The following is a 13,915-nucleotide window of genomic DNA, read 5'->3' as shown; positions in this document are numbered from 1 at the left end:
TCGTAAATTCAAAATTACAGACTAAAAACCAACCTAAGATCGCACTTAATTCACATAGAAATAGTTTCGTCATATTTCTGTAATATTCGAGTTCTACTATCGCGTCAGATTCAACAACAGGCCGCAAATAGATTAACCAAGGCCAAACGGAGAAAACTATGATGAACCAAGCAACTACAGCGACGACTCCTATGTCGACTACGACGCGTTGGCTGCGCTGGGCTAACTTGGCATTCATGCTTTACTTATTGCTACTTGCTGTTTCGATGGTAGGTAGTGGCTTCAAAATGGCGACTGGCGAGCACGCAAAAGTGCTGTTCGAGTTTGCTTCTCACCCAGTTGCAGGTTTGATGATCGGTTTGGTTGCTACGGCACTTATCCAATCTTCTAGTACCGTTACTTCTATTATTGTTGGTCTGGTAGCCGGTGGCTTGCCTGTCACGACAGCAATCCCAATGATCATGGGTGCTAACATTGGTACAACCGTAACCAATACCCTAGTAAGCCTAGGTCACGTTCGTTGCAATACAGAATTTAAACGTGCTTTTGCAAGTGCAACGATTCACGACTTCTTCAACTTGCTTGCTGTGGCTATCTTCCTGCCGTTGGAAATGATGTTCGGTGTGTTGGATAAGATCTCTAGCTGGTTAGTCTCACCTATGATGGCAACTGGTGATGTAAGTATGGGTGGTCTCAACTTCATCAAGCCAATCACTAAGCCGGTAGTGAGCGCAATCCAAGAGCCGCTAAGTGCATTTGGTGGTGTGACTGGCGGTGTGCTACTTATTGTTTTAGGTATTGCGACTATCTTCGTTGCCATCACAGTGATGGGCAAACTGATGAAGAGCCTGATGGTTGGCCGCGCTCGCGAGATTTTGAAGAACGCAATTGGTCGTGGTCCAATTCACGGTATCGTATCTGGCTCAATCGTTACTGTACTGGTTCAGTCTTCATCAACGACAACAAGCTTGATGGTACCGCTAGTAGGTACAGGTGCTCTAAAGGTTCGTGATGTATACCCATTCACGCTAGGTGCGAACATAGGTACATGTATCACGGGTCTACTTGCTGCGACGGCGGTATCTGGTGAATACGCTGTATTTGCGCTACAGATTGCCCTCGTGCACCTAGTGTTCAACATTATGGCAACGGTGTTCATCTTTGGTATTCCGTTCTTACGTGAGCTACCAGTGAAAGGCGCGGACTATATCTCAGATATGGCCATCAAAAACAAAGCGGTGGTTGCTGGTTACCTAGTCTCTATCTTCGTAGTGATTCCTGGTTCCATCCTCGCGCTAACAGCCTAAGGTTAAAACTCATAAAAAGACCCAGCTAAGAAGCTGGGTCTTTTTTTATCTAAAAATCGCCATAGTCGTAGGCATCATAAGCGTCGTAAGCATCATAGGCGTCATAATGCTCGATGAGATCCGCTTCATCGACGTAATCCCAATAATAATATCTGTCATAGTAGTAGTTGTAGAACGGATCGCCGACATAGTAGGTTTTGATGCGCTTATCTTCTGTCCAAAGGTAATAATTTGATGCTTTGAGCACAGGGACAGATAGGGTCTGCTCACCCACTTTTATCTCAGTTTGCCCCTCAATAATGCCAACAAACGTCATCGGTTTGCCTAACATAAAGATTTTTGGGTCCAAAAAGCGTTCTACTTTGACCACAAAGCGACTGCTACCCTGACGAGTTTCATCTGGCCTTCCTTTAGAGTCCAACTCAAAATGGCTGATCTGCAGCTCACTACTACTCGCAGAAGGATTAGTGAGCTTAGCCACCACACCTCCCCAACGAGCGGGTTGGCTCTTGAAAGGTGTCGCGTCTTCACGGGCATCTTGGTAGCTAACAAGCAGCTTTTCATCCGCCACTTTAATCTCATCTGGTCCACTGCTACACCCCACCAGTAAGGCGACCAATATCCATACGTACACTCGCATTATCTGCTCTCCTAATCATCACTCATTTCATTATGAGTCAAGGTGTTACCGCTTAGCAAGTTGCTCCCTGAACTTGAGTTTAGGCTTCCAGATATTGATACACAAACACTTCTAATCAAACCTAATACACCCCAACAATACGACAACCAGAATCTAACCCAAGATTGACGCTGCCGACCTTACTCAGCGCACATTCCTTGTTTACTCTAATACGCAGTTACTCAATCTAGGACCTTGTCATGAAAACAAAAATTCTACTTCTAGCCTCACTTATCGCTTCCCCTAGCTTCGCCTATTACTGCGACCAAACCGCAGAAGGGGCGATTGATGGTGCGGTAGACGGCGCTATTACTGGTGCCGTGGTTGGTGGTATTGTCGATGGTGGCAGTGGTGCAGCGGCTGGCGCAGCTATTGGTGGCGGTACCGGTGCGGTTGTCGGTACCATAGACGGGGCGTATAACGAGGGTGCTTGTGAAGTGGCAACAGACGTTGTTGTCGAAGAGGAAATCGTCGAGGAAGAAATTGTTGAAGAAGAAATCGCCGAAGAGTACTACTACGACTAGCATTTTACCTTCACATTTTGGCAGTAACCTTTAAGTAACATCCCCCTATGTTACTGCCATCTTCTGTTCCCCGCCGATAAACTGTCTTGATTGAACGCCACAAAAAAGGTCAATCATGCACAAAATTGCTCTCGTTACTGGTGCATATCAAGGCATCGGTTTAGCCACATCGGAAATGCTGATGGAACAAGGATTCCATGTCATCATGGCCGATATTCAATCTTGCGGCTCGCTAGCCAATGACTTCCGTCATAAAGGCTATATGGCGTCACACGTTAAAATTGATCTCGCCATGTCATCGATGTTTCCAGCCATCGCCAACAAAATCCACGAGGAGTTTGGTCGCTTGGACGTGCTGGTCAATAACGCTTCTATCTTAACCGATTTCGGTAAGCATCCATCTTTGATCGATGAAGACACCTATCGACGCGTGATTGAAGTCAACCAGATTGGTCCCTTCTTGCTGACGCGCGCCCTAACGCCGCTGCTTAAGAAATCGAGCAGTGCTAGAGTGGTTAATGTTTCCAGTCAAGCAGCCCAACTGTCGCAGTTATCCGACATGCATTCCCCTTGGCGAGATGACATCTGCGCTGCGTATCAATCGTCCAAGATTGGTGTCAACGCTAACACAGTTCTGTTCGCTAAAGAGCTAGAGCCTTTTGGGATTAAAGTGAACTCTTACTGCCCTGGCTGGGTTGATTCGGGGATGAATCTAGAAGAGCTCCCTGAGTACGGAGAGAACGTCAAACTGAAAACGCCACGGGAAGGCGCTGATACCGCGATTTGGCTTGCGACATTAGCTGAGGATGGCCCTACGGCTGGTTTCTTCACCGAGCGGGAGGCGATAAGCTGGTAATCAGCTGAAAGAAAAACGCCGAGCATCAAGCTCGGCGTTTCTAATCAACGTTACACAGAGAACGGGTAACGAATAGGTTCATGGCTCTCATAGCCAATTACCTCAAAATCATCCAATGTCACCCACGTTTCAAGGTCTTCAAGAGACTTAATATCAGGGTTAATACGGAATGTTGGCGCAGCAAGTGGTTCACGCTTAAGCTGCACATCTCGCATCAGTTCTAGCTGATCTTCATAAATATGCGCGTTGACAATTTTATGGTACGCCTGGCCAGGCTTTTTACCTGTAATTTGAGCCATAATCGCCAAGAACACGTAAACCTGAACCATATTAAAATTTAAGCCCAGCGGTACATCACATGAACGTTGCGTACTATTTAGGTATAGAGTGTCGCCCAATAATGAGAAATGGTGGCTATACATACAAGGGCGCAGACAACCCATATGGAACTCACCAGGGTTATAGAAATTAAGGATTTCTCCGCGATCATCGACCCCATTCGTCAGATCATCGACAATCTTACGCAGTTGGTCAATATGACCACCATCCGGTTTTGCCCAAGCTCGGCCCTGAACACCGTAGACGCGGCCCATATCATCTTCACCTTTACGGTAAGGATTGTTTAGCCACGCATCATTTAGGTTTGCATTGGCATCCCATGTCTTAGTGCCAAGCTTGCGAAAATCTTCCGCATTATCATAACCGCGAATGTAACCCAGCAGCTCTGCGACCGCCGCTTTCCAGAAGCTCTTACGTGTTGTGACTAACGGGAAGGCATTGCCGGCAACATCGTAGGTAAGATCCGCATTAATAACAGTCAAACAACGTTTACCTGTTCGCTCATTCTCTACCCATACACCCTCGTCAACGATACGCTGACATAAGTCTAAATACTGCTTCACGACAATTCCTATTACTTTGAAACGTTGGAGGTGGTTGCGCCATTCACTTTGTAAGCCCACGCAACCATCAAGGCACCAATGATAACCATTGGTAGGGATAAGATTTGTCCCATTGAGATAAATCCACCGAACAAGCCAAGATGCGCATCCGGCTCGCGGACGTACTCTACCATAAATCTAAACGTACCATAACCGAGCAAGAACAAACCTGAGACAGAGCCTTCAGGACGCGGTTTGCGAATAAACCAGTTCAGGATGAAGAACAGAACCACACCTTCTAGGGCAAATTCATAGAGTTGTGATGGGTGGCGCGGCAACGGGCCACCGTTAGGAAAGATAATCGCCCACGGCACATCGGTGACTCGTCCCCAAAGTTCACTGTTCATGAAGTTACCTAAACGCCCCATACCTAAACCAAACGGTACAAGCGGCGCAATAAAATCAGCAACATTAAAGAAGGTGCGACCATTTTTTCGTGCATACCAGAACATCGCACTGATGACACCCAACAACCCACCGTGGAATGACATACCACCGGTCCATACCTTAAACAGGTAAAGTGGGTCTTGCATCAACTCTTCGAAGCCATAAAACAGCACGTAACCGACGCGACCGCCAATAACGACCCCAAGGAAGCCAGCAAACAGCAGATCTGAAACCTGTTCACGAGTCCAACCAGAGCCAGCCTTATCGGCGCGGCGATTTGCCAACCATAGCGCAAAAGCAAAGCCAATCAGGTACATCAAACCGTACCAGCGAACCGACAAAGGACCTAACTCAAACAGAACAGGGTCAATATTAGGAAATTGGATATATCCCTGAGACATAAAACGCTCACTTAAAAATTATTGATTAATTGGGGCTAGAACATCATAGAGAATGCAACGAACAATAGAAAGACCGCAAAAATCTTCTTTAGTTTCGGTGTTGGCATGGTCGTAGCCAACTTGGCACCAAAACGAGTCGTAATCATCGACGTCGCCGCAATCGCAAATAACGCGGGCAAATAGACGTAGCCGACGCTGTACTCTGGTAAACCATCCACTTTCGCACCATGAATCACGAACCCTATCATACCGGCAATCGCAATCACACAACCACACACTGAGGATGAGCCGACTGCTTTACGCATTTCGACACCGTGTTTACTCAAAAATGGCACCGACATTGAGCCGCCGCCAATCCCGGCTAGACTGGAAATCATGCCTATACCCGCACCACAACATGTCGTCACCGCAGGTGAAGGCAACGAGCGCACCGATTGCGACTTGATCGATAAAAACATCTGAATGGCGAGCATAAGCACAATAAACGCGAACACTTTCGGCAGATAGTGAGAGGGAATCCACTCAGCAACATAAGATCCAGCAAAACCACCGATGACGACACCAGGCATCAACCACTTAATAACAAACAGATCTACGTTACCCAATTTGAGGTGATTGAGCGCAGAAGAGCCAGAGGTAATAATGATAGAGGCAAGCGAAGTAGCCAACGCAATGTGCATCACCACATCACTGGAAATGTGAAACTTCGGCAACAAAAACGCCAGTGCGGGCACCACAATAAGTCCACCGCCAATCCCTAAAAGACCAGACATGGTCCCTACTACAGCGCCAAGCAGCAACAAAAGCAGTATTAATTCGTAATTCACAAAACGACCAAAATAGTAAAGTTAAAATTTGCCTGCACGAATAAAGCCCGCGAGCCCTTTATTCTCGAAGTATTCGCGCATCTGATTGTAGATGGTTTTACCATAAGGTTGCATCAGCGCTTTGTCAGCAAGTTGCTTAAGCTCATCAAGCGAGCTTTGTTGAAGCAAATACTTTACCTTAGCAACGTTTGAGGTGTTCATACTTAACGTGTCATACCCCAAACCAACAAGCAGTAGTGCACCAATAGGATCGCCCGCAAGCTCACCACAAATACAAACAGGTAGATGATAAGACTGACAGGTTTCAAATATATGTTTCATCGCTGCCAATACGGATGGATGCAAGGTTTCGTAGATGTCGGCAACCTGAGCATTATTTCGATCAACCGCCAGCAGATACTGGGTTAAATCATTGGTCCCCACCGAGACAAAGTCGACCCGCTCAGCCATAAACGGCAAGATGTAGAGCATAGAGGGCACTTCGATCATCACACCTATTTCCGGCTTCTTCACCTCAGGGTGCTCAACGAGAACCTCTTGATAAGCTTGTTCAATCAATGTCGAGGCATCATCAAACTCTTGCACTGACGACACCATGGGCAAGAGGATACTCAAATTATCAATGCCGACGCTGGCGCGCAACATCGCCCTGATCTGAATAAGGAATATATCAGGGTGATCCAGTGTGAAGCGGATACCACGCCAGCCCAAAAATGGGTTGTCTTCATCAATTGGCAGATACGGCAGCGCTTTATCTCCACCAATATCCAGCGTTCGCATCACAACTCGCTTGCTTGGATAAGCACTCAGGACAGAACGATACTGATGTAGCTGCTCTTCCTCAGATGGAAACTGCTGCTGAAGCAAGAACGAGATCTCGGTTCGATATAATCCAACACCGTCTACGTTCTTATTAATAGAAATACTGGTATCGGCACTCAAACCTGCGTTGAGCATCACTTGGATACGCTGACCATCTTTGGTAGCAGCTTCTAGCCCCGCGGTTGACTCCACCATCTGAGACAACTCAGATTCTTCCGTTACCAACTCACGATATTCAGAGAGCAATTCATGGCTCGGGTCAGGGAATATTTCACCGCTGTACCCATCAACGATACCGAGCTTGCCACTAAGCAGTGCAGGGTTGGTGTTTACGCCCATTACAGCAGGAATACCCATTGCACGCGACAAAATCGCTGCGTGCGAGTTGGCAGCCCCCTCAAGAGAGACGACTGCGAGCAGTTGTTCTTTAGGGATGGAAGCTAGAATCGAGGCGGTGAGTTCTCGAACGACAAAGATCACCGGCTCACTAAATTCATGAATCGGGTATTCAGTATCATGTAAGAAAAACAGCAGGCGCTGTCCAAGTTCTTTCACATCCTGCGCACGTTCACGTAGATAGACGTCAGACATTTTAGCAAAGCGATTGGCATAGCTTTCAACCACCTGTCTTAGGGCCCAATCGGCCTTATCACCTTTTTGAATCTGCGCCTTGAGATCATTTCTCAACATAGGATCGTTGAGCAAGTGGGTAAAGAGATCGAATATGGCTAACGCGTCTTTGTTCAGCTCGAGATCGAGCTTTTTACGCATACGCTTAAAATCGGCCAGCGCATTCTCAATCGCCACAGAAAGAAGCTCTTGCTCTCTAGCAACATCAAGGGTAGAGGCGGGAAAAACATCACTAAGATCAGGCTGAGTGTTGTCCCACCAAATCGGGCCTATGGCCACACCGGATGACGCGCCAATACCTTTAATCACTGGGACTGCGTTATCGTCAAAGAATCCATGTCCTTGAGCGATGGCGTGGGCTATCAAAACCGCAACCTGCGCAGACAGCGTGACGAGGAAAGACTCTTCCATTTCACTAAACTGGCGGGACGTTTTTTGTTGCACGACCAATACGCCAAGCACTTGCTTGCGATGAATAATCGGTGTGCCTAAAAAGGAGTGGTAGACATCCTCACCAAGTTCTGGGAAAAACTTGAAAGCAGGGTGTTTGGCGGCTTCGGCTAAGTTGATAGGCTCTGCTGTACGCTTCACCAACCCCACCAAGCCTTCATCAAAACCAATTTGGATTGTGTCACCCTCAAAGGTGAGGCCTTGAGTGGCCATCAACTCTAAGAGCTGCTTATCTTTGTTAGCAAGGTAAATCGTGCAGCACTCGGTGTTCATGGCTGCACATGTTTGTTGTACTAACATCTCGAGGGCCGCATGCACGTCTTCAACTTTTGAAACGTGCTCAACTATATCCCTTAGTTGCGATAGCATACTTACCCTCTTCGATGCTTTCTTTTGCCTTTAAATTTTCGTTCCTTAAACGGCATTGCCAAGGATGCAAATTCTTTCATCGCTCGGCGATAGACATCACGCTTAAAAGAAACGACTTGTCTTACTGGGTACCAATAGCTCACCCAACGCCAACCATCAAACTCAGGGGTATTACCGCGCTGCATGTTGATCTTGGATTCATCACAATCCAGACGCAGTAAAAACCATTTCTGTTTTTGCCCAATACAGACAGGTTTCGAATCCCAGCGAACCAAGCGCTTGGGTAACTTATATCTTAGCCAATGGCGACTGACCGCAACGACCTTGACGTCGTTCTTAGTGAGCCCCACCTCTTCATACAGTTCTCGATACATGGCCTCTTCAGGGGATTCACCTTCGTCAATACCGCCCTGAGGGAACTGCCATGAGTGTTGTCCGTATCGTTTAGCCCAGAAGACCTGACCATGGTTGTTACAGATTACAATACCAACATTCAGTCGGTAACCATCGCCATCTATCACTGGCCAACCTCAATTAAATTTTCATTACCTTGATTTTTCCACATATCCCCAACTTGAGCAAACTTAAGGATGTGTAAATTTGAACAATTCCCAGTTCTTTGAGAACCATTGGATAAGATTCGAACAAAACGCCAGTTATCAACATAGCAATGAGACCTAGACCACATTTATTCACCTTTTCTGTGAATAACTGTGTGCAGAATCTTTGATCTCTAGGAAAAACTCAACTTAGTATAAAAGCCCTAGAAAAGCCAATAATGCACTAATTAAATTTTACCACCATAAATTCAGTAACTTAAATTAATATCGATCATTAGTTTTTGAACTGGCGATTTAAAAATTAACGAAAAGATCAGATCGGTTAAAGATCAACCACAAGCTAAATTATCCACATCGAATTTGATAAGATTCATACAAACCCTGATATATCAAGTGTTTTATAGGCACAATACCACTGATTATTTATACAGAAGTCGATAAATCACCGGTATTTACCATCCTTCCTGTGGATAAGTCATTAATAGATCAACTTTCCACCAGAGTGATCTCTTTTTGTACAGAGCACAAATACGCTAACGTGGTAAACTCAATATCGTCTATCCAGCCAACTGTACTAGCAAACATGAAAACGACTCCAGCTACAGAATCGGAACTGCTCGAACGTGCTCGCAACATCGCAGGTGTGTCATTTGGCGAACTTGCCGAACAAGCAAATATGAAAGTGCCTGAAAATCTCAAACGAGATAAAGGCTGGGTGGGACAACTTCTCGAATGGCATCTTGGTGCCACGGCTGGCAGTAAGCCGGTTCAAGACTTTCCAGAAATCGGTGTCGAGCTAAAGAGCATTCCTGTCGGCTACAACGGTAAACCTCTAGAATCAACTTTTGTGTGTGTTGCGCCCTTGACTGGCATCACAGGTTTGACTTGGGAAACGAGTCACATCAGAAACAAACTATCTCGCGTGCTATGGCTGCCGGTTGAAGGTGAACGTGAAATTCCGGTCGCAGAGAGACGAGTGGGTTCTCCACTTATCTGGAGCCCGTCAGAAGAAGAAGAGACGCTGCTGCGCAATGACTGGGAAGAGTTGATGGATCTTATCGCGCTTGGCGGGGTCAACCAAATAACAGCCAGAAGCGGCGAGGTATTACAAATACGCCCGAAAGCCGCCAACAGCCGCGCTAAAACCGAAGCTTATGGTGCGAGCGGACAGCCAATCAAAACCCTACCTCGAGGCTTTTACCTCAGGGCAAAGTTTACTAGCTACATACTAGATACTTATTTTGCCTAACATCTGCCCTGGTTTTCAATGCAGATTCAGTTCAATGTCGCAATACCGGTTCATCTCAGCGCTTCCGCACTCATCATAGGCGTTATGAAGTCGCAAATATGCCTTCTCAACGCCTAGACGGGTCAGAGCTTCTTTTACCGAGTCTAAAGACTCGTAATGGATCGGCTCATCGTCTTCTTTGATCGGTTCAAGTTTGTGCTTGTATTCCACTGCAAGTAGATAGTGTGAAATATCAGCACAACCAATTACGAACACTCTAGGCGGTTTATAAGAATCTTTGTGGTGTCCATGTAACCATCGATCGAGCTGATGCTTTTGCATAGTCCACCTCCTTCTCTTTTGTGGATAATGCTTTACTGATAACTCTCAGTTTAGCCAATAAGTGGCTAATTGCGCATTTATTGAACAGATCTTTTATAAAAACGGGGTATAGTGGAATCAAACAACGACAAGCAAGGATGGCTCAATGAAATACCACAAGCTCCCACATTCTTCGCTCGAAGTGAGCAAAATCTGTTTAGGTACCATGACCTTTGGTGAACAGAACAGCAAACAAGATGCATTTGACCAGTTGGATTATGCCGTTGAGCGTGGCGTCAATTTCATTGATACCGCAGAGATGTATCCCGTCCCACCTAAACAAAAAACACAGGGATTGACGGAGTCCTATATCGGCGACTGGTTATCTCACTCAGACAAGCGCCAAAAAGTTATTGTCGCCACCAAGGTTGCAGGCCCACGTAACGTACCTTACATCCGCGATAATATGAGCTTAGATCGACGTAACATTCACCAAGCGATCGATGACAGCTTAACGCGCTTGAAGACTGACTATATCGACTTGTACCAATTGCACTGGCCACAACGGAAAACCAATTGCTTTGGCCAGCTCAATTACCCCTACCCTGAAGGCAATGAGGAAGTCACACTTATTGAAACGCTAGAGGCGCTCAATGAGCTCATCAAAGCTGGAAAGATTCGTTATATCGGTGTCTCGAATGAAACCCCATGGGGGGTGATGACGCTCCTTAAGCTCGCTGAAAAGCACGATCTACCGAGAATCGTCTCAATTCAAAACCCTTACAACCTATTGAACCGCAGTTTTGAGGTGGGTTTATCAGAAATCAGCCACCATGAGGGCGTCGACCTGCTCGCCTACTCTCCTCTCGCTTTTGGCTGCTTGAGTGGTAAATATCTTAATGGACAAAAGCCCGCAGGCGCTCGCTGTAGTTTATTTGAACGCTTCGTCCGTTATTTTACGCCGCAAGGCATCGAAGCGACACAAGCTTATGTCGATCTCGCTCATAAGCATGATTTAGATCCCGCGCAAATGGCGCTCGCTTTCGTCAATCAACGTCCATTTGTTGCTTCGAATATAATTGGAGCGACAAATCTCACTCAGTTAAAAAGCAATATAGACAGTATCGACGTTACGCTTTCAAATGAATTACTAGAAGAGCTTCAATTATTAGGGGCACAGTATTCTAATCCATGCCCCTAGATTTTAGGTATTGAGAATATCTACTACAACTCATTAGATATTTCTCGATATTCTGATAGTCGGCGGGTAGTCGTACTACCCGCCTTGGTTTACGTAGCTATTCGCGACTGTAATTCTCGACGAAGATGACGAGCTTTACGTTTAGCGACAACTTGAGGTGCAGCGACACGACCAAGAGGACGACCTTCTTTGTCTAAGCCAATGTCTCTCAACAAGTGTTCATTGTGCAAAGGTAGTTGATAAGCACTGCGGCGGTAGCGTCGTTTCCACTCACGTTCTTCTTTTTGAATGTCTGCTTTAATAAGCCAAGTTGCGATAGTTAGATAAACAGATGTACGCATAATAATCTCCTGATTGGAATATTACAGAGGAGAGAAATAGCGGTCTTGGAGGTAATTAGACTCTTATGTGACTGCTATTCCGCAGCCTCATAAGGTTACGGATTAATTAATCTTGTGCTGATTTTACTACCGGTTTATCGGCCATAATTACGATCGAATCACGATCGATAATATGCTCAGCATCGGTACGGAAAGCAGCACAAGTGTTGATAAAAGAAATACGATTCATCATTTTCTGCGCCTCCATACTGACTTATTAATCCTGAAATTTGATAGGTTGAGCGTCTTGCTCACGGTTAATTCTTATTCAATCCGTATATTAAATCAACATATCATATAAAAAAAAGTTAAAAACAACGGAAAACTCTAGTTACAAGCCGAATGACGACTTAAAGGCCGACTATTACATAGCTTTTACCTTTAACTATGGTGATTAATTTTAAACCGGAAATATACAACACGATATTGTACTGGATATTCATAGTGCGACAAACATCTAGTTTAGACTGCAACCAGTATGAAAAAAATAAAGGCGCCACAGCGCCTTTAGGTGATTAAACTGAATAACTGGAGGAAGTTAAATTGTTTCTTCCGTGATTAGATTGTGCTTATTAAGCAATCTATACATAGTAGCTCGAGAAATACCCAGCTCTTTTGCCGCTAAGGTAACCTGGCCGTTATGGCTATCTAGCACCAAGATAAGTGCATCACGTTCAGAACGCTCTCGTATGCTCTTGAGGCTCCGCTTGCCAGAGAATGTACCTGGAAGTTCGAAGTGCTTCTTAACTAACACCTCTTCTTCAGTCATGAGTACGGCACGTTTAACTTGGTTCATTAACTCTTTAACATTACCTGGCCAGTGGTAGTAAGTAAGCGTTTTAATGGCATCATCATCAATCGACTTAACAGGAGAGTTAAACTCTTTCGCAAACTGGTTGATGTAATGAGCGACGAGCAAAGAAATATCAGTCGCGCGTTCTTTTAGGCTAGGGACATTAATTCTAAGCACATTGATACAGTGAAATAGCTCTTCATTGAAGGAGCCGTCTCCCAGGGCTTTTTCAATATCCGAAGAATCGGCAGCCAGAATACGCACATCAAACTCTTTGGTTCCTTTCGCCGTTTCTATTTGACCATCTTGATAGAACTTCAATAAGTTAAGCTGCTGTTTCGCGGGTAGAGTAAAGATATCGTTGAGAACGATCGTTCCCCCAGAGGCTTGATCAAGTAGCGAACTTTGTTCGGGATCGTGCATCCCAAAAAACTCATTCTCAAATCGAGCGTCTGAGAATGCACGGCAATTTACCGCTACAAAAGGCTTTTGTGAACGAGCAGAACAGCGGTGAATCGCTTTCGCCACAGACTCTTTACCAGCGCCAACTTCGCCATGAATCATGATACTGACATCAGTAGGCCCGATTCGACGAATCTGATCGCGTAAACGTCTTATTGGTAAAGATTGCCCAACAATCCCGAGATCGCTGTCATTACCATTATGCGGCCACACCTTCTGCTCGAGTTTGAGCATACCCAGTTGGTGTCCAATGGTACTCATCAATCGTGAGTCCGGAATAGGTGTCGTAAAAAAGTCGATACAGAAGTTTACGATAAATTGGCATATCGTATCCGAGCCCAATTGAGCCTCGCGAATAAAGGCTATCCAACGCACCTGCTTGTGCGTGCTGACAAGTTTCGCAATCCCGTTAAGACTGAAATCATCACGAGTTAGGTCTACAATTCCAATACAGGGACCAATCTCTGAAAATAACGCATCAGCTTTACGTAAATCTGAACATTGGGTACAGCGCCATCCCGCCTGCTCCAATACAGAGAGCCATGGCTCATACACGCCCCCTACAACCACTAAAGAGCCGGGGATTGAATCCATCCGAAATTCGGTTCCCATTACATCATTCCTATTATTGTTTTTAGATTCAATAGATTTATTCTATGCAAATAAAACCATCTATCAAACACGGCAATCGCGTTTAAAACGTACAGATGTGTCTCATAATTAAGACTAGTGTACGATTTCTAACTTTTCTATAAACATTCTCGGAAATGTGGCATG

At 45.5% G+C, this 13,915-nt stretch carries 15 protein-coding genes; 5 read left to right on the top strand and 10 right to left on the bottom strand.

The window, feature by feature from the left end:
* Positions 1-161 precede the first annotated feature (161 nt).
* On the top strand, positions 162-1,307 hold the full coding sequence (locus AC6I8U_RS02960; RefSeq protein WP_498018308.1) for a Na/Pi symporter: 1,146 nt from the start codon (positions 162-164) through the stop codon (positions 1,305-1,307).
* A gap of 49 nt (positions 1,308-1,356) precedes the next feature.
* Here the strand turns inward: AC6I8U_RS02960 and AC6I8U_RS02955 are convergent, their stop codons facing one another.
* A complete protein-coding gene (locus tag AC6I8U_RS02955; RefSeq protein ID WP_498017711.1) occupies positions 1,357-1,947 on the bottom strand; it encodes a Slp family lipoprotein in 591 nt (196 codons plus the stop codon).
* 239 nt (positions 1,948-2,186) lie between these two features.
* Here AC6I8U_RS02955 and AC6I8U_RS02950 point away from each other — a divergent pair, with 239 nt between their 5' ends.
* Both AC6I8U_RS02950 and AC6I8U_RS02945 read left to right on the top strand, forming a co-directional pair.
* Positions 2,187-2,510 carry a YMGG-like glycine zipper-containing protein gene (locus AC6I8U_RS02950; RefSeq protein ID WP_498017710.1) on the top strand — a complete coding sequence of 108 codons (324 nt, stop codon included), beginning with the start codon at positions 2,187-2,189 and terminating at the stop codon, positions 2,508-2,510.
* Between the two features lie 115 nt (positions 2,511-2,625).
* Positions 2,626-3,366, top strand: a complete 741-nt coding sequence (locus AC6I8U_RS02945) for an SDR family NAD(P)-dependent oxidoreductase (protein ID WP_498017709.1) — start codon at positions 2,626-2,628, stop codon at positions 3,364-3,366.
* Positions 3,367-3,416: 50 nt separating this feature from the next.
* Here AC6I8U_RS02945 and AC6I8U_RS02940 read toward each other — a convergent pair whose 3' ends face one another.
* From AC6I8U_RS02940 to rppH, 5 genes are read right to left on the bottom strand one after another with little or no spacing between them, the layout of a single operon-like run.
* On the bottom strand, positions 3,417-4,268 hold the full coding sequence (locus AC6I8U_RS02940) for a thymidylate synthase (RefSeq protein WP_498017708.1): 852 nt from the start codon (positions 4,266-4,268) through the stop codon (positions 3,417-3,419).
* Between the two features lie 11 nt (positions 4,269-4,279).
* A complete protein-coding gene (lgt, locus tag AC6I8U_RS02935) occupies positions 4,280-5,095 on the bottom strand; it encodes a prolipoprotein diacylglyceryl transferase (protein ID WP_128648277.1) in 816 nt (271 codons plus the stop codon).
* A 35-nt stretch (positions 5,096-5,130) separates the two neighbouring features.
* Positions 5,131-5,922, bottom strand: coding sequence for a sulfite exporter TauE/SafE family protein (locus AC6I8U_RS02930; protein ID WP_128648276.1), 792 nt, complete (start codon positions 5,920-5,922; stop codon positions 5,131-5,133).
* Between the two features lie 21 nt (positions 5,923-5,943).
* Positions 5,944-8,193: a phosphoenolpyruvate--protein phosphotransferase gene (gene ptsP / locus AC6I8U_RS02925; protein WP_498017707.1), complete on the bottom strand. Its 2,250-nt coding sequence runs from the start codon at positions 8,191-8,193 to the stop codon at positions 5,944-5,946.
* A gap of 2 nt (positions 8,194-8,195) precedes the next feature.
* A complete protein-coding gene (gene rppH, locus AC6I8U_RS02920) occupies positions 8,196-8,714 on the bottom strand; it encodes an RNA pyrophosphohydrolase (RefSeq protein WP_042473544.1) in 519 nt (172 codons plus the stop codon).
* Positions 8,715-9,336: 622 nt separating this feature from the next.
* Here rppH and mutH point away from each other — a divergent pair.
* A complete protein-coding gene (gene mutH, locus AC6I8U_RS02915; protein WP_498017706.1) occupies positions 9,337-10,002 on the top strand; it encodes a DNA mismatch repair endonuclease MutH in 666 nt (221 codons plus the stop codon).
* 15 nt (positions 10,003-10,017) lie between these two features.
* Here mutH and AC6I8U_RS02910 read toward each other — a convergent pair whose 3' ends face one another.
* Positions 10,018-10,323, bottom strand: a complete 306-nt coding sequence (locus AC6I8U_RS02910) for a DUF6482 family protein (RefSeq protein ID WP_128648275.1) — start codon at positions 10,321-10,323, stop codon at positions 10,018-10,020.
* Positions 10,324-10,468: 145 nt separating this feature from the next.
* On the opposite strand from AC6I8U_RS02910, the gene AC6I8U_RS02905 reads away from it, so the two are divergent.
* Entirely contained in the window at positions 10,469-11,503 is a 1,035-nt protein-coding gene (locus AC6I8U_RS02905; protein WP_498017705.1) for an NADP(H)-dependent aldo-keto reductase, read from the top strand.
* Positions 11,504-11,592: 89 nt separating this feature from the next.
* On the opposite strand, the gene AC6I8U_RS02900 is transcribed toward AC6I8U_RS02905, so the two are convergent.
* The 3 genes from AC6I8U_RS02900 to AC6I8U_RS02890 all read right to left on the bottom strand — a co-directional run bounded on the left by AC6I8U_RS02900 (position 11,593) and on the right by AC6I8U_RS02890 (position 13,750).
* Complete coding sequence (locus AC6I8U_RS02900; RefSeq protein ID WP_042473538.1) at positions 11,593-11,844, bottom strand: hypothetical protein; 252 nt, start codon at positions 11,842-11,844, stop codon at positions 11,593-11,595.
* Between the two features lie 106 nt (positions 11,845-11,950).
* A complete protein-coding gene (locus AC6I8U_RS02895; protein ID WP_267967700.1) occupies positions 11,951-12,076 on the bottom strand; it encodes a hypothetical protein in 126 nt (41 codons plus the stop codon).
* A gap of 345 nt (positions 12,077-12,421) precedes the next feature.
* A complete protein-coding gene (locus tag AC6I8U_RS02890; RefSeq protein WP_498017704.1) occupies positions 12,422-13,750 on the bottom strand; it encodes a sigma-54-dependent transcriptional regulator in 1,329 nt (442 codons plus the stop codon).
* Positions 13,751-13,915 lie beyond the last annotated feature (165 nt).

The sequence above is a fragment of the Vibrio sp. KUL80 genome (assembly GCF_059725495.1).
Note: the sequence above shows the minus strand (reverse complement) of the source record. Positions and strands in the feature narration are given on the sequence as shown.